Origin of the sequence: Sphingopyxis sp., from assembly GCF_035944815.1 — a bacterium.
In the GTDB taxonomy this organism is placed as follows: domain Bacteria; phylum Pseudomonadota; class Alphaproteobacteria; order Sphingomonadales; family Sphingomonadaceae; genus Sphingopyxis.
In genome coordinates this window covers 540,866-562,573 of record NZ_DASZAU010000013.1, presented here as the reverse complement: position 1 = coordinate 562,573, position 21,708 = coordinate 540,866, and the positions used below count along the sequence as shown (strand labels likewise).

The following is a 21,708-nucleotide window of genomic DNA, read 5'->3' as shown; positions in this document are numbered from 1 at the left end:
CTGGGCGGGCAAACCCCCGCCGAGATCGCCGGGCAATGGTCCTGGGGGCATGCCCCCAGGACCATTGCCATCCCATCAATCAACCATCATGAAGGAGCCGGACTCTACCTCTGACTGGTAACAATCAGGGGAGCACGTCAGTTCGAGCATGTCGAGAATATAACTGGCGCTCGATCGCTTTTGCCGGTGCATGATCCCGAGAAGCGGACTGTAGCCATCGCCGATGGCTTTGACCTGCAATTTGCTGTGCATCACCGCATAGCCATAATTGAGCATGGCATTGATTGGGTCAGTGGCGCGGCGATTTTCAGGTTTACATTCGTGGACCGAACTACGCCCCCGATAGTTCAGCCAGCTTTCCGGCACTGGGAATCGCTTTGAGGTTTTCCATTGCAAGTTCAAATTCTGCCACGCCCGGAAATAGAGCGAGGCGCATTCGCCTTCGATGGCCCGAACCTGCTGCATATCGTCCAGCGGCTTGTCCAATTCGGCAATGCCGCGCTCGGCCCGCGCAATGGCCCTGTCCGTGTCGCGATGCTGCGGCAAACGGTGGGCGAGAGTTTCTATGCTGTTCGCCAGCTTTTCCTGAATGAGCCGTTGGGCAAATTCCATGCGCCGCGTGGGGCAGGCCAGTGTTTCGCGCTGCCAATCAATTTTGGCCTGATCGCTCGTAAATCCATTACCACTGGCAACAATGGCAATGTCACCGGAACTTTGAATCCGAGCAAGGGCAATAGATTGCTCTGCCAGCCAGCTTAGCACGTCGAACGATAGTGAGCCGCTGCCGTCCAATAGCATAATGATGCGCGGCAAATCTAAATCGCCTTTGAAATAGCGATGGCATTCCTGCTTTTGTGGATAATGGGTAAAACCCTGTTTGACGACCAATGCGCCCTTTTCGACCCGCATCGAATTGCCATGACCTGCCAATATCAGGGCGTTGACGTTGCGCTCGCGAAGTCGTCGCGGTTTTTGCAGTTTCTCGATTTCAGAAAGCCAACTTTCGGAGCGAATTGCCCATTCGTCGGCAATTTCGCCTGCGTGAATATCGGTATCGTGCAGCATTGCCAATCATAGCATAATTAGCCGCAAACCCCTCATAATTTGAGGGTTAACCGAATGAAATTGATGTCGTGATAGAATTGAAAATTCGTTCAATCGGGCAATTGAGAAATGGCAAATCCGGGCAATCGGGAAATGTGGGAAAACGGTGTACCGCTCAATGACGCGTGGTTTGAATTTGCCAATCCCGACGCCAAGCGCCGTTATTCGGAATTGTCGGCACTGGAAGCATTGAACGAGCAAGCGGGCAATATGCGGACGGGCGCCGACATGTCGAAGTTGGCCGCATCAGCAATGCAGAAATGGTTGGAATACGGGAAATTCCAAAGCGAATTGCAGGAATTGCTATTGGACGAATTATTCAACGATCAATTGTACGCTTATGGCTTTCGGATAGCCCCTTCGCGGAGCCGCGCTCCGGTGCGAATTGCAGCGGAGTTGTTTGAATGCCCCGATATTGGCTGGAAACGAAATAAGATGGTCGCTCGCGGTTCGACCTACTCCGAAATACAAATCATTGATCCAACGAAAATTGTCGGTTGGAGCAAACCACATCCCGGCCCAAAGGGGTCGGGTGATGCGATCCGCGCCGCAATCGCTGCTGCCCAAAGCCGAAATCCTAATTTTTGCGCCATTCCCCGAAAATCGGCCTTTGACCTGATAAGGCAGGAAATAGGTGGCACTTACTCCGATGGTTCCGGCCTGAGCGACCAAAATCTGGCGAAATATGTCAATGCGGTTTGCGGAACCCGGCGAATAAAAACCAATTCAGAATAATGAATTGCCTTCCAACTCGATCATAAGATGATTCGCCCTCCATCGACCAAATCGAGATGCTTTGACTCATTCGCAGCAACCCCGCCGCGATGGAGTCGAAAGCGTGATGAGTGGCCCGCAAGCGTGATTACAAAGCTGAATATCAGCGCCGCATCGCCAATGCCGCCAACCGCGGCCTGACCCGTTCGCAGGCTCGCGGCCATCCCGGCGCGGGGTTGGCCTACGTCTCAAAGCGCGGCGCGACACCCAAGCGGACCAAACCCGATCCTAAACTTGAAGATGCAATCAAGGCTATCCGTGCAGGTGACGGCATAAGCGCGGCAGCAAAGAAGGTAGGTGTCAGCCGCGAGCGGTTGTCGGCCTACGCCAAGCAACAGGCTGGCGCCGAACGCAAAGGGCGTGTCTGGACGCTCAACGACACTCGTTCCCGCCGCGTCCCGCTTCTTGTCGAAGGCCACAACAACGCAGTCGTTGTCAAAGTGGCCGGACATGAACCCGCGAGACTGGCTGGGGAGCATTTTGACGAGGCTCATCGGGCGTTGACCGATCAAAGCCTGTTTCCCGCGTTCAGGGAAAAATGGTCCGGCGTCACGATCACCGACCACAAGGGCCGCGTCTATAGTCTCTCGACCGATCCCAATCACCTCTATCGTCTTACCGTCACAGGCGACGAGATTGATTGGACCCGCATTTATCACCTTCACATGCACTGAGGGGGCGGGCGATGAATGATGCCGAATGGAACCGGCTTGGTCGAAAACACGAGCGGCTCCGCAAGCAAGGCACGCACAATCCGTTCTGCTGCATATGCGGCGAACATCAGTGGGCGGTGCGATACGAACTCCACCACATCGCAGGCCGCAAATATGACGATCGCGTCATCCGGCTCTGTCATTCCTGTCACGATAAGGCGAGCGACATGCAGAAAGACTATCCTCCCATTCCGCCCGGCACCGATCCCGGCTTGGCCCGGCTCATTCAAATGATCCGTGGGCGCATCATCATGATGCAACTCGCGTTGGATACCGATCGGGAGCTTCACGACTGGATGACAGGAAGCACAGCTTTGCCGCCGCTTCCAAAGCCGGGCGAGGATAATCACCATGACGGCTGATGGTGATGTGCTTCCCATTCTGATCCGTGCTTTCTCGACGACACCGGACGATCCGACGAGCGCTGGGAAAACGGCTGACAGTGGACAGAGGAAAAGCCGCCGCGCCATTCCGGCGATCGGTCCTGCCGACATATATTTGGTGTTTGATACCGAAACCACACTCGATCCCGCGATGCGGTGCCGGATCGGCTTCTATCAGCTTTATCGGGATGGCACCCGCATCGACGAGCGCCTGTTTTACGATCCCAACGAAGCGTTTACAGGGGATACCGATGTAATCCATGGCCATGCAGCGGCTCGCGATATGGCATCCCCTGTAACGCTCGACGCCTTCCGGGCGCTATTCCGCAAAGTTTTGCGAGCGGGCGGACAGGTCGTCGGTTTCAATCTGCCGTTCGACATCTCGCGTGTCGCGATCGGTAGCGCACCAGCCAAGGCCTCCAAGTGGAATCGGAAGATGCAAGGAGCGCATAGTCTGTGCCTTTGGGATGGCGGCAACGATCCGCGTATTCAAATCAAGCATCTCAATCCCCGTCTGGCGTTGATCGGTTCTACCAGCCCTAATCCCGGCAAGGCCCGATCAACCCGCAAGCGAGGCGACGATATTCCTGCCGATCGCGGCGCGTTCATCGATGTACGTACATTGGCAAGCGCTTTGCTGAGTGGCGGCTATAGTTTGGAAAAGCTGTGCCGGACGCTGGACACACCGACGCAAAAGACCGGGACCAGCGAGCATGGCAAGGCGCTGACCTTCGACTATCTCGATTATGCCCGCGCCGATGTGCAGGCGACATGGGAGTGTTTTTGCGTGCTCCGCGATCGCTATGCCGGTTACGGGCTGAGTACGCCCTTGCACCGCATTTTGTCAGAAGCGGGTTTGGGCAAGGCGATGCTGTCAGACATGGGCATCACGATTAATGCGGATAGCGATCCTGCCCGGATCGCGCGCAGCCTCCACAGCTATTTCGGCGGGCGAACCGAAGTTCGCATCAGACGCAAACCCGTTCGCGTCGTCCAGACCGATTTCATGTCCATGTATCCGACCGGCTGCACCCTCATGGGCTTATGGTCATTTGTCATTGCCCGAAATGTTGTCGAACGCGATTCCACCGACGAAGTTCGCAACTTACTCGCGAATACCGAGGCCGATGATTGGCGGGAACAGGCGGCATGGCGCAAACTCACCACGCTTGTTCGGGTACGATGCGCAGAAGATATGTTCCCGGTGCGCACCTATTATCAGGGCGAACAGCATGCATCCATCGGTCTCAACCCGCTTACCTGCGAGACACCGCTATGGTTTACCTTGGCCGACTGCCTCGCCTCCAAGTTCCATTCCGGCAAAGTGCCTGAAATTGTCGAGGCTGTCACATTCGAGCCGGGGCCGCCGCAGAAGGGGATGAAACCGATCAGCCTGTTAGGCCGGTTGACGATCGATCCCTATCGGGATGACCCATTCCGCGAATTGATCGTGATGCGGGAAAGAGAACGACAGCGCATCCGCAAACTTCCCAAGCCCGACCGGAAGGAAGCAGAGGAGTTTCGGCAATTCCTCAAGATCATGGTCAATTCGACCAGCTATGGAATCTTCGTGCAGATCAACACGCAGGACGAAGAGCGCAAGGTCTGGCGCACGGTTCATGTCCACGGTCAGGAATCTTTCGCCGCATTGCTCTCCAAAAGCGAGGAACCCGGCCCCTGTTTTCACCCATTGCTGGGTACGCTGATAACGGGTGCGGCACGCCTAATGTTGGCACTGGCGCAGCAACGAGCGGGCGCGGAAGGACTGAATTGGGCCTTCTGCGATACTGACAGCATTGCGCTGGCCATGCCGGATGGAATGGATGAAGCCGATTTCCTCGATCGAGCCGGACGAGTTTCAGAGTGGTTCGTGCCGCTGAATCCCTATGGATGGCAGGACAGCATACTCAAGGTGGAGGATGTCAATTTCCGGCCCGGAACCGACATTCATGAACCGCTCTATTGTTATGCTATCGCGTCAAAGCGCTATGCCCTCTTCAATATCGATGATGAGGGGCGACCGATAATCCGCAAGGCGTCGGCGCACGGGCTTGGGCATTTGCTTCCACCCTATAAAGACGATGAAGGCGCGCCCGAATTTCCTCTCCCGATCGAGGGGTTGAAGGCAGGCAAGGACCGTCTCGCCCGCTGGCAATATGACGTCTGGTACGCCACCCTCTTGCACGAACTGTCCGGCGCGCCGGGAGCGGTGCGTTTCGATTTTCATTCGGCGCTGTTGAAACCGGCAATCAGCCGATACGGCGCATCCAGCCCCGCGCTGCTCCGTTGGATGGACCCAATCAATGGCGATCGGGCTTATCCTGATCGGGTGAAGCCGTTCGGCCTGCTTTATTGCCTACATGCCAGAAAGCGGGGCTATGACTTCACCGGAGCGGAGGCCCTTGGCGGCGGAAAGGCAACGGATATTCACCCGATAGCTCCTTTTCATTCCGATCGCGACATTGCCATATTTCAAGCGTTCGATCGGATTACCGGAGAGCCTGTTTCCGTCGAACAGCTAAAGACCTATGCCGAAATGCTGGCGCCCTATCCCTACCGGCAGGAAAGCAAGTTCCGTAACGGCGAGGCATTCCATCGCGGTGAAACGATACTACGCCACGTAACCGCCAGCGAAATCCAATACATCGGCAAGGAAGCCGATCGCTGGGAGGAAGATTTCCTGATTGGGCTGGGATTTGAACCCATGACCATGTTTGGCTGCAATCCCAATGATGCCACCGAGATGTTCAATGCGATACGCGAAGCCGCCGCGCTCTATGGCCAAAAGCCCGTTGCCGATGCAACCGGGCTGGCGAGAGCCTCCATCAAAAAGATATGTGAGGGCAAAGACGTGCGGACGAGAATTTCATATGAGATCATTCGACAAGGATTGCGTCGAGTTCGCTGCAAACCACGACAAGCCCTGCCCCCTCAACACGCTTCAGAACGGATCAATCAGACGAGAATTGATATTGGCAGGTTGATTTCCCCGAGGAGCTTTATCTAAGATGTTCATGAGAAATGGGGGGGCGGGAAACATGTACGATCCAACCATACATGCTCGCACGCTAGCGCGCCATTTCCTGCCTGGTGATTTCGTAGCTGATCCATCGCTATTAAATAAAGACAATCGACAAGCAGTGATCGATAGTGCCGCTGAGATCGGCAGAAACGGATTTGCCACAGTCTCATTTTTGAACTCGAAGCTGCGCGGCAAGCACATTCACCAAGTCACCGACATTGCTCAGTTGCTCGTGCTTCGTCATGTCTCGAAGAACATACGTTACATTACCGGTGCCAAGCAGGATGACCGACAGTTCCTCATCGAGTGCATTCGTACCATGCTGCGCGAAGGCACCGCTTACAGGGTCTATAAGTTTGACATTAAATCCTTCTACGAAAATGCCAATATTCCAGGAATTCTGGATAGACTGAGGAATGATGAGGGTTTTTCAGGGCAATCTGCGGTCGCATTGAGTACCTTTTTCGCGATCGCCAAAGCACACGGCGTAAGCGGACTGCCCCGGGGCCTCGGTTTAAGCGCGACGCTTGCCGAGTACCTACTCCGGCCCTTCGACGAATACATATCCAACGTTGCCCATGTATGGTTCTATGCGCGGTTCGTGGACGATATCTTCATCGTCACGAGCGGGCGAGAAGATCGTACCGCTTTCGAGAACGACGCTAAGGCAGCCCTTCCCGAAGGCCTTGTTTTCAACAGCAAAAGCTTGGTTCGCGATTTCGATGGGTATGACAAAGCCATCACAGGTTTAGCGCATTCAATCGATTTTCTAGGATATCGTTTCAACGTTGACCGGCCTGTGCGATCGGGCGGCGCCGTGATGCGGGCCGTCACACTCGATATCGCGCCTTCGAAGGTAAGAAAGATAAAAACTCGAGTTGCGAAGGCGCTCACGCAGTTTTCAAAAGACGGCAACTACATCGATTTGCGTTCCCGGTGCAGGCTGATTACCGGGAACTTCAATTTTGTGGATCGCGCCACGGGGGTGCGTCGCGTGTCAGGCATCCATTTCAACTACCCTCTAATCGATGTCGGCTCTTCAAAAGCGTTGGATGATTTGGACAAGTTCTTTCGCAACGTCGTGATGTCGCCTCATCCTCTAAACAAGCTCCGCCCGGGGCTTTCAAAGCAGCAGCGCCGCGAACTTGTCAGGCTGTCTTTTCGAGGCGGTCACCAACAGCGCCGTTTTTATTCCTTTTCGCCGGTCCGCCTTGCCGAGCTAGTGGCGGTGTGGCGCCATGCGTAAGCGGGTCGTTGCCAAAGGGAATATACACAGGTCCGATCACCTCCGCGCCCTTGTGACTGATACCATGCCCGGCGACATTCCGATTATAATTTCTAACGACGGCTTTTACCGCAATATTAAGTCTGCGCCTCACGCGAACATTGATCGACAATCATTTGTGGATCGATTGCTGAAGCCGGTAAAACCGTACACAAAACCATATCGGTATCATATCACGAAGGGCGGCAGATCGTCTCGGATGTTGAGCCTCGTTCATCCGGGAGGCCAGCTAGATATTGCTGAATTCTATCGCGATGATGGGCATTTGATTTGTTATCACACTAGGAAGTCGAAGGCGTCGATAAGGTCGCCGAGCAAAGTGGGTAGTCTGTTCTTTGTTCGCGGGCCCTACAGCGAACGGAACAAGCTCAAGAAGTCCGGTATAGATACCGTCGACATCGAAACGTCGGTTTCCAACCCCGCTTCGTATTTCTCTTACCGAGGTGTCACGAGAGCATTTAAGTTCTTCAACTCGCCGCAATATATCCGGCTGGAGAAAAAATATGCGGTAATGTGTCTCGCCGATATCTCGAAATGTTTCCACAGTCTCTATACCCATACGCTGTATTGGGCGACGACCGACATCGAAACAGCAAAAGACAATACGAGTCACCAGACATTCAGCAACCGCTTCGACCGCTTAATGCAATCCGTCAACTTCAACGAGACCAATGGCATTTGCGTTGGCGCCGAGGTTAGCCGGGTATTTGCTGAACTCATCCTCAGCGAAGTTGACCGACGTGTGATTGCTCACCTCACAATGAAAGGGCGGAAATGGGAGGTGGATTACGAGTTCCGTCGTTACGTCGATGATTTCTACATCTTTAGCCAATCGGAGGACGTAACAGCGCAGGTTCTTGGCGCGATCGAGTTCGAGCTTTCCGGCTTTAACCTCCACCTAAACAACGAAAAGACTTCAATTGTGCGCCGACCGTTTGTTACCGAGCGGTCGCACCTCGTTCACGAAGCGGACAGATCGCTCAATGCTTTCTTTGAGCGGTTCATAGAGAGTAATTTGGGTGGCGATGAGGGGTATGGCTACAGCTATCCAAAGCGTGTTTGGCGTTCCGAAAGCATCTTCCGGATGTTCTTGGACGACATAAAGGCTGGCTGCTTCGATAAAGGATGCGGCTACGATGCCGTTGGAAGCTACGTGATAGGGGCGCTATCGGCGCGGGTTACTGGCCTCATTTCCAGTTTCGATCGAGCAATAGAGCGCCAGCATGCGACAACGGAAGATTTTGTCGGCGCGATCATGTTGCTGCTGGAAGCGATCTACTTCTTTTATGACGTCGATCCCAACATTTCCTCGTCGCTTCGGGTCGCGCAATCTGCGATCCAATCCTTCAACTTCTTCAAGGAAAAGATGCCCGACCGGGTGCCTCTGCTACGGGAGAAGCTGGTTCTTTGGACGTATCATTTCATCAAAGCGTTCAAGGACGCCGGAAGGTTTCGGTCGGTCGAGGTGGTGCCGTTGGAAGCCATCAATGTTCTGTTAGTGCTGGGCGAGGTTGGATTAGGTGAGGCACTTGTGCGAAAATCGATCGTTGATTTTTGCGAGCCGGTAGACAAGCTCGGATATTTCGAGATCGTGTCCTACCTGTTTTGCATTAAGGATGACGTCCATTTCGTTGACCTTAGGAAGGCACTGTTTGAGCGTGCGCGCTCCATCTTGCTTGAAGGTGACGATCCACGAGTTGACGCCCAATCGGCATTTCTGGCGTTGGATATCCTAGGATGCCCGTACATCGACCGAGCCAGCCGAGGCAGGCTCTTCAACCGTCTTCGGAAAAGAATGGGACTGGCGCAAGTTTCCGTTCAGGCGTCGCAAACTGTTGTCGAAACTTTCGAAAAGGAGCCTTGGTTCGTGCAGTGGCGCACTACCAACCTCCTGCAAATGATCCGGAAGAAGGAGTTGAGCGCGGTATACTAGAGTGATATCTTGGCTCTGGGTCTATCTGGGCGCTTAAGGCTCGGCTTGTTGTTGACCATCGCGGTTAGCGGCGGCTGGCTTATACTGTCCGTTGCGTCATTTGGTACGATTTCTACCGGGTGGTTAGCGACGGCGCAGAGCCGCAAGGCACACACCTAATGCATCCAGATGGGCTCACTCAGGCCCTACTTTGACGAGACGGAACTGGCCAGACAGCGCCAATTGATTTGTCGAAAGCGGCAAAGCTGCAGCGTACCTTAGCGAACGAAAGCCAAAGCTCGAAAAGCAGCATTAGATGGAAGGGTTTTCCCACGACAAGCGGGCGGTCGTGTATACGCGGTGCGATCCACTATACCCCCCGGACTTGATCCGGGGTCCACGCCTTCAGCGCCGCGATGGATCCCGGATCAAGTCCGGGATGACGAATATTGGGAGTGGCAGTTCTCCACCCAAAAACCGCCGTTATGCCCGATCGCATTATTGTCCCCGGTCGGGACAGAAATTCGCGTCGGAACAGTCCGATAGTTACCTTCGGGTAATACCCGCGCGCTAAACAAGGCGGGTGAAAAGCCTGCTGACCGACCCGATATCTGCCGAAGTGATTCCTGCGCGGACCCTGCTGGGGCTCGGGCCGCGGGGCGAAGACCTCGGCAACCTCCGCCAGCTCCAGCTCGCGCCGCTCCGCGGCCGCGGTTCGCTGCGGCTCGTGATGGGCATGGGCATGGCGATCGTCGCGGCCTTCACCATGATCCTCAGCGTGCCGCTGCCGATCGCCGGCGGCTGGCTGGTCTCGGCGCTGATTTTCGGCGTCTGGTCGTACCGCAAGTTCCAGGGCCTCGCGCTCGGCGATCCCAAACTGCCCGGCGTCGCCGAATATCGGCTCTGCACGCGCCACGCTCTCTATTCGGCGATTCTCTGGGGATCGCCCTTCTGGCTGCAGGGGCTCTCCCCGACGCTCGACCATGTGCTGTCGATGTGGACGATCGCGGTGCTGATGATGGTGACGCTGGCGATCGTCGCGCACAGCGTCCCGCTCGCCTGCGCGCTGTTCATCGGTCCCGTCACGCTGTCGGCCGCCATCGCGCTCGTCCGTGCCGGCGCGCCGCAACTGGCGGGCGTCGCGCTCGTCGCCGGGCTGCTGCTCTGCGCTTTCTGCGTCCGCTTCGCGCAAAGCCATATCCGCTTTCGCCGCGCCGAGGAGGTGCTGCACGAAAAGACCGAAACGGTCAGCCTGTTGCTGCGCGAGTTCGAGGAAACCTCGGCCGACTGGCTGTGGCAGACCGATAACAGCCGGCGCTTGATCCATGTCTCGCCGCGCCTTGCCTATGCGCTGGGCGGCACCGCCGAAGGGCTCGAGGGCATTCCGCTGCTCCAGGCGCTGTCGGGCGATGCGTGGGACACCGGCCTCTTCCCGAAAAGCCTGCACGACATGGCCGAACGGATGAAGCGGCGCGAAAGCTTTTCGAACCTGATCGTCCCCGTGACGATCGGCGGCGCCCCGCGCTGGTGGGAACTGTCGGCCTCGCCGCGCCTCGACGAAGCGGGCAAGTTCCTCGGCTTTCGCGGCGTCGGTTCGGACGTCACCGAACAGCGCGCGACCGCCGAACAGATCGCCAAGATGGCGCGCTTCGACAATCTCACCGGCCTGCCCAACCGCCTCAGCCTGAACGAGGACCTCGCGCGCGCCATGACGCATGCGGTCGACGCCAAGTCGCGCTGCGCGCTGCTGATGATCGACCTCGACCGGTTCAAGGCGGTAAACGATACGCTGGGCCACCCCGTCGGCGACAAATTGCTCGCGCAGGTCGCGGCGCGGCTCAAGGGGCTGATGGAGCGCGGGATGACCTGCGGCCGGCTCGGCGGCGACGAATTCGCCGTTGTGCTCCACAATCTGCCGTCGGCCGAAATGGCCGAGGAGCTGGCACAGCGAATCATCGCAACGATCAGCCGGCCCTATGTCGTCGACAATCATCAATTGTTCGTCGGCGCGAGCGTCGGCTTCGCGATCGGGCCGCAGGACGGCGCGACGGTCGAGACGCTGACGCGCAACGCCGACCTTGCGCTCTACAAATCGAAGGACAAGGGCGGCAATGTCGTCGCCGCCTATGTCGCCTCGCTCCACGCGCAGGCCGAGGAGCGGCGCGTGATGGAACAGGAATTGCGCGGCGCGCTCGAACGCGGCGAATTCGAACTTTACTACCAGCCGGTGGTGACCGCCGCCGATGGCACATTGAACGGTTTCGAAGCGCTGATCCGCTGGAACAACCAGAAGCTCGGCAACGTCTCGCCCGGCCGCTTCATTCCGCTCGCCGAGGATGCGCGCCTGATTTCGCCGATCGGCGAATGGGTGCTGCGCACCGCCTGCCATGAAGCGATGAAATGGCCGTCGAACCTGAAGGTCGCGATCAACGTGTCGGCCGACCAGCTCACCGACCCGAGCTTTGCCTCGGTCGTCGTGTCGGCGCTGGCGCAGAGCGGGCTGTCGCCGCAAAGGCTCGAGATCGAAGTCACCGAAAGCGTCTTCCTGCGCGACGGCGGTGGCGCCGCACAGCTGCTCGACCAGCTCATCGGGCTCGGGATCCGGCTCAGCCTCGACGATTTCGGCACCGGCTATTCGTCGCTCGGCTATCTTCGCAAGACGCAGTTTTCGACGATCAAGGTCGATCGCAGCTTCGTCGTCGGCGCGGCCAAGGGCAGCATCGAATCGATCGCGATCATCCGCGCCGTCGTCGCGCTCGCCGACAGCCTCGGCATGTCGACCACCGCCGAAGGCGCCGAAACCGAGCTCGAGGTCGAAACGCTGCGCAGCTTCGGCTGCAGCAATATCCAGGGCTATTATTACGGGCGCCCGATGCCTGCGAGCGACGTGCTGACGCTGTTTCGCCGCCCCGAGGATGTGGCGAACGTCGCTGCCTGACGGCCGCGGCGAAACGACGGATTCGCAGCGCGACGGCGACCAATCGAAGCCCTCGCGCGACGAATGGATCGCCTTAACAAAAGGTTCCCCCGTCCACCGCACGGCAGGCGCAACTCATCGCTCCACGGTTGGTGGCCGGCGCAAGCCATTGCAAAGACACTCCAACGCTTGAAGACAAGCCTCGGGGGTCGCATTTCATGCTCTATCGTCGTTACCTGGCAGCCGCCATCGCGTCTGTGATGACCATCACCGGCCTGATCGCGAGCGTTCCGGCCGCTGCCCGCGACTATCTGCAGTGCGTCCCCTTTGCCCGCGCCGAATCGGGCGTCGAAATCCGCGGCAATGCAAAGACCTGGTGGTCGCAGGCCGCCGGCACCTACGAACGCGGCGAAGAGCCCCGCAAGGGTGCGGTCATGGCCTTCGCCGGCACGCGCGGCATGCCGATGGGCCATGTCGCCGTCGTGAAGAAAGTCGTCAGCGACCGCGAAATCCTGATCGACCATGCCAACTGGTCGCCGATCAACGGCCGCCGCGGCCAGATCGAGCGCAACGTGCGCGTCGTCGATGTCAGCAGCGCCGGCGACTGGAGCATGGTCCGCGTCTGGTACGCCCCGATCGGCGACCTTGGCCTGCGCGCCAACCCCATTCAGGGCTTCATCTATGCCGACGGCGAACCGTCGAAGGCGCCGAGCTTCAAGGCGCCCGTCTGGGCCCAGAACGACTGGAAACCGGGCAACGGCCTCGAAACCGTCGCCGCCTCGCTCGGCCAGTAAGTTTCCGGCGCTGGTGCGCCGGACAGACCAATATCATACCTATTCCTGACCAATAGCCTTGCCGTGTACGCGGGCGGCGATATGCCTCGATGATCCATCCGGGACAGGGGATCTTATGGCCTTCGCAAAGCGGCTTTTTCTCGCAGTCGCGCTCCTGCTTGGATCGACCTCCGCCGCCGCCGAAACCCCGGTCGAACGCCATGGCCAGCTCCGCATCGACGGCACCCGGCTGCTCGACCGGCATGGCGAGCCCGTGACGCTGCGCGGCATGAGCCTGTTCTGGAGCCAGTGGATCCCGCGCTATTATAATGAGGCGACGCTGCGGCGGCTGCGCGACGAATGGGGCATCACGGTGATCCGCGCGGCGCTCGCGGTCGAACATGGCGGCTATCTCGAAAACCCCGAGGCCGAGGCGGCGAAGATCGAACGGGTGATCGAGGCCGCGTCGACGCTCGGCCTCTATGTCATCGTCGACTGGCACGCGCACCAGCCGCACCCGGAAGAAGCCGCCGACTATTTCGGCAAGCTCGCCGCACGTTACGGCGACCGGCCGAACATCATCTACGAAACGTATAACGAGCCGCTGCCCGAACATGGCTGGGCGGCGGTGCTCAAACCTTATCATGAACGCGTCGTCGCGGCGATCCGCGCGCACGACCCCGACAATATCGTCGTGCTGGGCACGCGCAGCTGGAGCCAGGACGTCGACGAGGCAGCGGCCGATCCGGTCGCGGGCACCAACCTCGCCTATACGCTCCATTTCTATGCCGCGAGCCACAAACAGCCCTATCGCGACAAGGCGCAAAGGGCGCTCGACCGCGGCATCGCGCTGTTCGTCACCGAATATGGCACGACGCAGGCAAGCGGCGACGAAAGCATCGACGCCGCCGAAGCGCAAATCTGGTGGGACTGGATGGAGGCGCGCGGGATCAGCTACGCCAACTGGTCGATCGCCGACAAGGACGAGAAAAGCGCGATCTTCAAGCCGGGCACCGCGACCGACGGCCGCTGGCGCGACAGCGACGTCACCGAGTCGGGCCGGCTCGTGCGGGCCCAGCTCCGCAAGATGGCGGGGATCGATTGATTTCCCCTCCCGCAAGCGGGAGGGGGGAAACAGCCTCAGTCTTCCGACGCGTCGCCCGCATCGCCCTCGCCGGCACCGTCTTCGAACCAGGCCTCGACCTCGCCCGACAGCTTGATCGTCATCGGCTGGCCGAAACGGTCCTTCGACTTGCCCGCGGCGACGCGGATCCAGCCTTCGGAGATCGAATATTCCTCGACGTCGGTGCGTTCCTTGCCCTTGAAGCGGATTCCGATGCCGCGTTGCAGCACTTCCATGTCGAAATGCGGCGAGCGCGGATTGGTCGACATGCGGTCGGGGGGCGTATCGGTCATGAACTTGTTTCCCAAAAAATGATGGCGCGGCCCTAGCTGGACCGCGCCATCATCGTCAATCGTTGAGAGACGGCACCCGCCGGTGCCGTCTCTACATAAGCTAGAACCCGGCCTTCAGCGTCACGAAGAACTGCTGCGGTGCCCCCGCGAGCAGCGTCTGCGAGTCGCCGCGATTGGCGAAACCGTTGGTGCCGATCGTCGACACATATTCCTTGTCGAACAGGTTGGTCGCATTTGCCTGGATCGAGATCCGCTCGTTGAGGCGATAACCGATGCTCGCATCGACGATGATGAAGCCACCGACCTCGGCGTCATTTTCATAGGAATAATAGCGTTTCGACGTGTAGTTCGCCCCGACGCGCGCGAAGAAATCGCCATTGTCCCAGGTGATTTCGCCCTTCGCGAGATGCTTCGGCGAATTGACCACCGTCTTGCCCGCGGTCGCCGCGACCACCGCGCCTGCCGCGTTCACGACGTCGTCCTGATATTCGGAATCATTGTAAGCATAGGAGGCGAAGAGCGACAGTTCGGGGGTGACGCGGTACGTCCCCGCCGCTTCGACGCCCCACGAGCGCACGTCGCCGACGTTGCTGAGGATCGCCGGATTGCCCTGGATGCCCGATCCGTTGGCAAAGGCGATGATGCGATCCTTGAAGTCGACATAATAGCCCGCGATCACCGCCTGGAAGCGCGACGATTTGGTGCGGAAACCCAGCTCATAGGTGGTCGAGGTCTCGGGCTTCAGGTTGAGCGCGTCGAAACCCGCCTGCGTGGTCGCGAACGGACCGCCGGTCGCCGACGATTCGAACGCGCGCATATTTTCGGTATAGCTTGCGAACAACTCGTTATCGTCGTTGAGCCGATAGAGCAGGCCCGCCTGCGGCAGGAACCAGTCCTTCGCCTCGGTGCGCCCCGAAGCGAGGCCCCCGCTGACCAGCGGCGTCGCGACATTGGTGACGCGCAGCCCCTTCCACCCCGCGTTGATCTGGAAGCTGCCGAGGTCGAGCGTGTCCTGCACATGATATTGCAGCGTCTGGGTGTTGAAATCGAAATCCCACTGCGTCGCCAGCGGGTCTTTCGGGAACTTCAGGCTGCTGCGGCTCGGCGCCCCGGCGGTGTCGGCGAGGCCGTAGAAACGGCGCGCCTGGTTGAAGTCGTTATCCTCGTACCACATGCCGAGTTCGATCTTGTTCGCACCGAGCGTGAAGATGCTCGAGGCGACGATACCATAGCGCTCGATCTCATATTCGGTGGTGCGGATCGTCATCGGCGCGCCACCGGGGGTCGTGACATAGGGGGTAAACCACATCCCGCGCCCCTCGTTGCCATGGTAATAGCCCATGACCTTCATCGTCCAATAATCGTTCAGCGGCGCATCGACGCCGACGCCCGCAAGCCAGTCCTTGCGCAGGCCCGCGGCGTCATAATAGGCGTCGTCGACCGTCGCGATCGGCGCCGGGAAGGTGAGGCCCGCCGACGGATAGGGCAGCGGCTGGACCGACGCGCCGCTCTGGCTGACCTGATTCTGGTAGATTTTGGCGACGTCGACCGCGAGATCCCAGTTCTTCGCGAAATTGTCCCAGCCGTAACCGAGACGGTTGATCATGTCGGCGCTCAAATCCTGATAGTCGTTCTCGCGCCGGTCCGAATAGTTGACGAAGCCGAAGAACTGGCCGTCGCCGACCGGCTGGACGATGCGCGCATTGACCTGATGCTGGCGCTGGACGCCGTCGCCCTTCCACTTGTCGGCATCAGCCCAAGCATAGCTCAGCGACAGGCGCGGCCCGCCCGATGCGATTTCGCCGCTGTCGAGGCGGATGAAGGCGCGCTTCGTGTCTTCGCTGCCATAGGTGCCCGACGCCTCGATACCGAATGTGTCGGCCGGATCGCGCGAGAAAAACTCGATCGTACCGCCAAGGTTGCTCGTCGACGCTGCAGCGAGCGAGCCCGCACCCTGCGCGACTTCGACGCGGCCGACATTTTCGCTGATGATCGCGCGGCTGATGTGAAGCCCGTTATGGTTGCCGTAATTCATGTCGCCGAGCGGAATGCCGTCGAGCGTGAAGCCGAGCTGGTTCTGCGAAAAGCCGCGGATCGAGATGCGTGCCGACCATTCATAGGCGCCGAACGGGTCGGCGGCCTGGAAATTGACGCCGGGCAGCTTGTCGATGGCCTTGAGCGGGCTGATCCCCGACACTTCGAGCGCGATATCGGCGGCGCCGAGTTCCTGCACCTGCCGCGCCTGACCGCGGCCGAGCACGACGATCTCCTCGCCGTCGGCGGCGGCCGCATCGACGGCGTCGACCGCGGCCTCTTCGGCAAAGGCCGGCGTCGCGGCCAGGACGGCGATCGCGGCGGCACCGGCCCGCAGGCGGTTCCTGAACTGATAGGTCATGCGGTGAAATCCCCTTTTCCCGGCACCGAAATGGCCCGGGGTCGCGGGGGCTTTAGGGACGCGATATTGCTTCGCCGCGGCGAAGGCGTGACACGGCGATGACGGAATGAAGAAAGATCGGCGGCAGCGCGCATGTCCCCTATCGGGCAGGTGGCGACTGCGCTCTTTTTGTCGCAGTTGCGACACGGCACCCCGAAAAAGAAGGTTAAGCCGAAAAAGGCATCGGACCGGGACAATCGGCTTCAGGCGGGTCCCAAGATGGTTTCCAAATATGATTAACCAGTTTTAACCATGTGAAATCATGGAACTAAATTCGGCCGTTTCGTTTCAGGCCTTTGGGGGAGCCCAGAATCAAGGAGAGCTTTCATGCGCTTGTCTCGTCTTGAATTTCGCCCGGCCTGCCTGCTTTTGATCCCGGCATGCCTCACCCTTGCGGCCTGCGAATCGTCTGGCAGCTACCGCGTCGGCAGCGTCGGCCCCGGTGGTGCAACCGGCGCCGTCGGCCCTGCCGGACCCGCCGGCCCCACCGGAGCGACTGGCCCGGCCGGCCCCGCCGGACCTGCAGGCCCCGCGGGTAGCGGCCTCAGCCTCGGCAACGCCGGTGCGCTCGCGGTCGGCGGCCTTGTCGGCCCCGGCGGCGTCGCGGGCACCGGCCTGCTCGCAAACACCGGCGATCCGAAAAACGTCAATCCCGTGATCGGCGGCGTGCTCGTCAAGACCGGCAGCCTCGTCAACGTCGTCGCCGACCGCGGCCTGCTGCTCGCCAATGCGGTCGACGGCAAGGTGCCCGGCGGCACCAATCTCGTCGGCACCGTCATCGGCGTGGTGAAGGCGACGGGCGTGACGCTCGTCCAGACGGGCAGCGGCCAGCAATATCTGGTCGACGGCCTTGCCGCCGCCCCCGGACAGCTGATCACCGCGACGATCGGCAAGGCGACCGCGCTCGGCAGCCCCAACGCCTCGCCGCTGATCGGTGCGAGCCTCCTGTCGCCCGGCCAGAAGAACGGCAGCCTGCTGACCGTCGGCGTCGGATCGGCCGGCCAGCTCGTCACGTTGCAACCCGGCGCCGGCGGCAATTTGCTCGGCGGCGTCACCGGCGGCCTGACCGGCGGAACGCCCGGCGGTGCGGCCGGATCGCCGGTCACGCTCGTCAGCAATGTCGTGACCACGACGACCGGCGCGCTCGGTCAGGTGACCGGCGGCGCGACCGGAGGCGGCGGAGCGGGCAGTCCGGCCACCAATCCGGTGACCGGGATCGTCACCGGGGTGACGGGCACCGTCGGCACCGTGCTCGGCGGCCTCAAGCCCAAGGGCGGCAACTGATACCGCCCGCCATGCGCGATCTGCGCATAGCCTGTGCCGCGGCGGCGGGAGCGCTGCTCCTTCCCGCCGCGGCGCTCGCCGCCCAGCCGGCCGCGACGCCGCTCGATGGCCGCCCGCCGCTGGCCCCTGGCGCGGGCGACCGCGACCCGCTCCCCGATCCCGAAACGAAGGGCCTGTCGGTCGGCAAGGTCGAACTCGGCGCACGCCCCGACGTCACCATCCGCGAAATCCGCTTCGTCGGTGCGGGCGTTCCCGCCAATGTCGGCCGCGCCGCGCAACGCTTCGTCGGCAGGCCCGCATCGGCGGACAATCTCGCGAAGCTCGCCGCCGCGATGACGCGCGCCTATAACCGCTCGAGCGTCGCGCTTTTCACCCTCGTCATCCCCGAACAGGATCTGTCGGGCGGCGTCGTCACCGTCGCCTCGGCCGAGGGGCATATCGGTGCCGTCACGCTCAGCGGCGAAAGCGAGGGCCGGCCCGCGCCGCTGATCGCAAAAATGGCGGAACCGCTGCGCAGCCAGCGCCCCCTGCCCCGCGCCCGGTTCGAACGCGCGCTCGGCAATATCGGCGACATTCCCGGCGTCACCGTCACGCCGACGCTCGCGCTCGGCAACGAAGCCGGCTCAGTTGCGCTCGACCTTGCGATCGACGCCAAAAAGCCCACCATCGGTCTCGGCTTCACGACGCGCACCAGCCCCTTCGTCGACGACGGGATCGTCGAAGCCAATGCGCGCGGGACCAGCCTGCTGCGCAGCGGCGACGAAACGCGGCTGACCGGCGCCGCCGCAGTCAATCTCAAATCTTTGCTCTATGTCGCGGCAAGCCATTCGACCCCCGTCGGCGCCGAAGGCACGCGCTTCGAACTGACTGCGGCGGCGCTGCGCACCCGGCCGAAGGGACCTGCCATCGACGGCGAGGCGTGGAGCGCCGGCGCGGGGGTCACTCATCCGCTGATCCGCGCGACGCGGCGCAACCTGATCGCCTCGGCGCGGATCGACTATCTCGATTCGAAAAACGCGCTGTTCGGGTCGACGATCGCGTCCGAAAAGACCTGGACCGCGAGCGGCAGCCTCGCCTTCCGGCTCAGCGAGGATCGCACCGTCCTCGGCGCGCGGATCGGCGGCGCGAAGGGGCTCGATTTCGCGGGCGCGCGCGTCGATCCCGGCGCGGGCGAGGCGGGCTTCCTCTATGCCGATGCCAGCGTCGAGGCGAACCAGGCGATCGGCAAGGTCGCCGTGGTGCGGCTCGCGGCGACCGGGCGCTGGACGCGCGACCGCCTGCCCGCCGCGCAGCGCTTCAGCGTCGGTGGCGCCAGCTTTGGCCGCGCCTTCGACGACGGGCTGGTCAACGGCGACCGCGGCGTCGCGACCTTCGGCGAAATCGCATGGCGGCCGCTACGCAGCGGCAAACTGGCGAAGAGCGAAATCTACACTTTCGCCGACTATGCCGACGTCACGCTGCTCGAACGGACCGCGATCCCGCGCACCGATTTCCGGCTCGGCAGCTGGGGCGGCGGCGTGCGCCTGTCCTATGCCGACAATGCGACGATCGGGCTCGAACTTGCCGATGCGTGGAAACAGCCGGTGCCCGGCTTCGATCAGGACTGGCGCGTCGCGCTCAGCTGGAAATTGTCGATCCGTCCCTGACGGAGGCGCCGACGGCCGCCGCGGTCGCGTAGAGATTCTCGGCGAGCGGATAGATGTCGCGCTCCTCACGCTCGATCCGCACGGCAAGCTGATCGAATATCGCCTGCGTCTCACGGCGAAAACCGGCCCAGTCCGCCGCGACGCGCGCGCCAGTCCATTTATCGTCATAGGCGACGAAATCGGCCGACAGGCTCCCCATTTCGAGTTCGAAATCACGCGTGGTTCGCATCAGGTCGGCATCGCCCGTCGCCATCAGCCGCGGGTATAATATCCAGTCCTCGCATTTCAGGTGCCGCACCAGCGCCTCGCGAAGCGCACCGCGCGCCGACGCCAGTTCGCTCGCCTGCGGCGGGTTCGGGGCGGCGGCCATATCGAGGATGATCCGCGACAGCGTGACGAGCGCCGCATGTTCGGCGCGCAGTCGCTGCATCTCGCGGCTCAAGGGCATAGTGGCTCCAGCGATGCGAGCGGTCCCTCAACCCGCATCATAAGCAACGCGATGTGAAAGGAAAGTGAATCGGGCCTTTGCCGCCGAAACCGGTGGCCCGATCGCGTCGATAGCCGGCCCGAACGAGGCGGTCGCCGCGGCGAATCGGGTTGTCAAACAAGGGAGCGCGCCATAGGGCCGGCCTTTGAGAATTTATCGCAATAACAGCGGCCATCATATGCAGCGATCGACCATCCGCGCATGGTTCCTCGTCCACAAATGGACGAGCATCCTTTCCACCGCTTTCCTGCTGATGCTCTGCATCACCGGCCTGCCGCTGATCTTTCACGACGAAATCGACGCGCTGACCGAGGCCGCGCCGCAATATGGCCTGCCCGGGGTCGGTTCCTCGGGCGAAGCGCCGGGTCTCAAGCCGCTCGACGAGATGCTGGCGAAGGCGCTCGCCGCGCGGCCCGGCGAGGTCCCGGTCTTCATGGCGTTCGACAACGACAATCCGTCGATGACGATCACCACCGCGCCGCGCCCAGATTCGCCCGACAGTGAGATGACGATCCAGCTCTGGGACCGCTCGACGGGCCTTGCGACCGGCGCGGTCGACGAAAGCGGGGTGATGCATTTCATCCTCCAGCTGCACACCGACATGTTCCTCGGCCTGCCCGGCATGCTCTTCCTCGGGCTGATGGGACTATTGTTCGTCGTCGCGCTCGTCTCGGGGGTCGTCCTCTATGCGCCGTTCATGCGCAAGCTCGACTTCGGCACGCTCCGCACATCGCGCAGCCGCCGCGTCAAATGGCTCGACTATCATAATCTGCTCGGCATCACCGCGCTCGCGTGGATGACCGTCGTCGGCGCGACGGGCATCATCAATGCGCTGGCGACGCCGATCTTCGCGCAGTGGCAGACGACCGAGCTCGCCGACATGGTCCGCGCCTATGACGGCAAGGGCGCGGTGCTGCCCGAAAATTACGGCTCGATCGACAAGGCGATGGCGGCGGCGCGCCGCGCGGTTCCCGGCAACAACCCGCAGTTCATCGCCTTTCCCGGCGGCGGCTTCAGCAGCAAGCATCATGTCGCCATCTTCTTTCAGGGCGCGACCCCGCTGACCCAGCGGCTGCTCACCCCCGCGCTCGTCGATGCGGAGACGGGCGCGTTCACCGACGCGCGCGCGATGCCCTGGTACGCGCAGGCGCTGTTCGTGTCGCAGCCGCTGCATTTCGGCGACTATGGCGGGCTGCCGCTCAAGCTGCTCTGGGCGATCCTCACGCTGTTCACGATAGTCATACTCGGCTCGGGCCTCTACCTCTGGCTCGGCAAGCGCCGCGCGGGCACCGACGCGCTCGTCCGCGAGGTCGAGAGCGGCGGCACGATCGTCCCCGCCGAATGAAAAAGCCGCAGCCCCTGCACCGGATCTTTGCCGCCCCGTCGCTGCTGGCGCTGCTCAGCGTGGCGGGGCTGGTCGTCGCACTCACCGGCGACGGCTGGCGCGACGGCGCGGCGTGGGTCGCGCTCGGCATCCCCGTGCTCGCGGTCGGCTGGGCGATAAAGGCGAAGCGGCGCTAGGCAGCAAAAGGGCCGCGAGATTGTCCCGCGGCCCCCC

At 61.1% G+C, this 21,708-nt stretch carries 17 protein-coding genes; 13 read left to right on the top strand and 4 right to left on the bottom strand.

The window, feature by feature from the left end:
- Positions 1-75: 75 nt before the first annotated feature.
- Positions 76-1,065, bottom strand: coding sequence for a CRISPR-associated endonuclease Cas1 (gene cas1, locus VGU00_RS20075; RefSeq protein WP_327471742.1), 990 nt, complete (start codon positions 1,063-1,065; stop codon positions 76-78).
- Between the two features lie 108 nt (positions 1,066-1,173).
- Here cas1 and VGU00_RS20070 point away from each other — a divergent pair, with 108 nt between their 5' ends.
- The 9 genes from VGU00_RS20070 to VGU00_RS20030 all read left to right on the top strand — a co-directional run bounded on the left by VGU00_RS20070 (position 1,174) and on the right by VGU00_RS20030 (position 13,988).
- Positions 1,174-1,839 (top strand): hypothetical protein, encoded by a 666-nt coding sequence (locus VGU00_RS20070; protein ID WP_327471740.1) that lies wholly within the window; start codon positions 1,174-1,176, stop codon positions 1,837-1,839.
- Positions 1,840-1,949: 110 nt separating this feature from the next.
- The gene (locus VGU00_RS20065; RefSeq protein ID WP_327471738.1) at positions 1,950-2,552 is read left to right on the top strand and encodes a hypothetical protein; all 603 of its coding nucleotides are present in this window, start codon (positions 1,950-1,952) and stop codon (positions 2,550-2,552) included.
- 11 nt (positions 2,553-2,563) lie between these two features.
- Entirely contained in the window at positions 2,564-2,953 is a 390-nt protein-coding gene (locus tag VGU00_RS20060; protein ID WP_327471736.1) for a hypothetical protein, read from the top strand.
- Positions 2,943-5,981, top strand: coding sequence for a hypothetical protein (locus tag VGU00_RS20055; RefSeq protein ID WP_327471734.1), 3,039 nt, complete (start codon positions 2,943-2,945; stop codon positions 5,979-5,981). Before VGU00_RS20060 ends, VGU00_RS20055 begins: the two co-directional genes overlap by 11 nt.
- A 31-nt stretch (positions 5,982-6,012) precedes the next feature.
- The gene (gene drt3a / locus VGU00_RS20050; protein ID WP_327471732.1) at positions 6,013-7,242 is read left to right on the top strand and encodes an antiviral reverse transcriptase Drt3a; all 1,230 of its coding nucleotides are present in this window, start codon (positions 6,013-6,015) and stop codon (positions 7,240-7,242) included.
- Complete coding sequence (drt3b, locus tag VGU00_RS20045; RefSeq protein ID WP_327471730.1) at positions 7,235-9,214, top strand: antiviral reverse transcriptase Drt3b; 1,980 nt, start codon at positions 7,235-7,237, stop codon at positions 9,212-9,214. Before drt3a ends, drt3b begins: the two co-directional genes overlap by 8 nt.
- A gap of 562 nt (positions 9,215-9,776) precedes the next feature.
- Positions 9,777-12,131, top strand: coding sequence for a putative bifunctional diguanylate cyclase/phosphodiesterase (locus VGU00_RS20040; RefSeq protein ID WP_327471728.1), 2,355 nt, complete (start codon positions 9,777-9,779; stop codon positions 12,129-12,131).
- A gap of 197 nt (positions 12,132-12,328) precedes the next feature.
- Positions 12,329-12,904: a CHAP domain-containing protein gene (locus VGU00_RS20035; RefSeq protein WP_327471726.1), complete on the top strand. Its 576-nt coding sequence runs from the start codon at positions 12,329-12,331 to the stop codon at positions 12,902-12,904.
- Positions 12,905-13,019: 115 nt separating this feature from the next.
- Positions 13,020-13,988, top strand: coding sequence for a glycoside hydrolase family 5 protein (locus tag VGU00_RS20030; RefSeq protein WP_327471725.1), 969 nt, complete (start codon positions 13,020-13,022; stop codon positions 13,986-13,988).
- A gap of 35 nt (positions 13,989-14,023) precedes the next feature.
- Here the strand turns inward: VGU00_RS20030 and VGU00_RS20025 are convergent, their stop codons facing one another.
- Complete coding sequence (locus VGU00_RS20025; protein WP_327471724.1) at positions 14,024-14,299, bottom strand: DUF3297 family protein; 276 nt, start codon at positions 14,297-14,299, stop codon at positions 14,024-14,026.
- Positions 14,300-14,399: 100 nt separating this feature from the next.
- On the bottom strand, positions 14,400-16,694 hold the full coding sequence (locus tag VGU00_RS20020) for a TonB-dependent receptor (protein WP_327471722.1): 2,295 nt from the start codon (positions 16,692-16,694) through the stop codon (positions 14,400-14,402).
- Positions 16,695-17,060: 366 nt separating this feature from the next.
- Between VGU00_RS20020 and VGU00_RS20015 the strand changes: the two genes are divergently transcribed.
- Together VGU00_RS20015 and VGU00_RS20010 are read left to right on the top strand one after the other, a co-directional pair.
- The gene (locus VGU00_RS20015; protein ID WP_327471721.1) at positions 17,061-18,017 is read left to right on the top strand and encodes a hypothetical protein; all 957 of its coding nucleotides are present in this window, start codon (positions 17,061-17,063) and stop codon (positions 18,015-18,017) included.
- A gap of 11 nt (positions 18,018-18,028) precedes the next feature.
- Complete coding sequence (locus tag VGU00_RS20010) at positions 18,029-19,663, top strand: ShlB/FhaC/HecB family hemolysin secretion/activation protein (protein WP_327471719.1); 1,635 nt, start codon at positions 18,029-18,031, stop codon at positions 19,661-19,663.
- On the opposite strand, the gene VGU00_RS20005 is transcribed toward VGU00_RS20010, so the two are convergent.
- Positions 19,635-20,093 (bottom strand): hemerythrin domain-containing protein, encoded by a 459-nt coding sequence (locus tag VGU00_RS20005; RefSeq protein ID WP_327471717.1) that lies wholly within the window; start codon positions 20,091-20,093, stop codon positions 19,635-19,637. The genes VGU00_RS20010 and VGU00_RS20005 overlap by 29 nt on opposite strands.
- Positions 20,094-20,328: 235 nt before the next feature.
- On the opposite strand from VGU00_RS20005, the gene VGU00_RS20000 reads away from it, so the two are divergent.
- Positions 20,329-21,495: a PepSY domain-containing protein gene (locus tag VGU00_RS20000; RefSeq protein ID WP_327471715.1), complete on the top strand. Its 1,167-nt coding sequence runs from the start codon at positions 20,329-20,331 to the stop codon at positions 21,493-21,495.
- Positions 21,492-21,671: a hypothetical protein gene (locus VGU00_RS19995; protein WP_327471713.1), complete on the top strand. Its 180-nt coding sequence runs from the start codon at positions 21,492-21,494 to the stop codon at positions 21,669-21,671. The genes VGU00_RS20000 and VGU00_RS19995 overlap by 4 nt, the downstream gene beginning before the upstream one ends.
- The last annotated feature ends 37 nt before the right edge of the window (positions 21,672-21,708 follow it).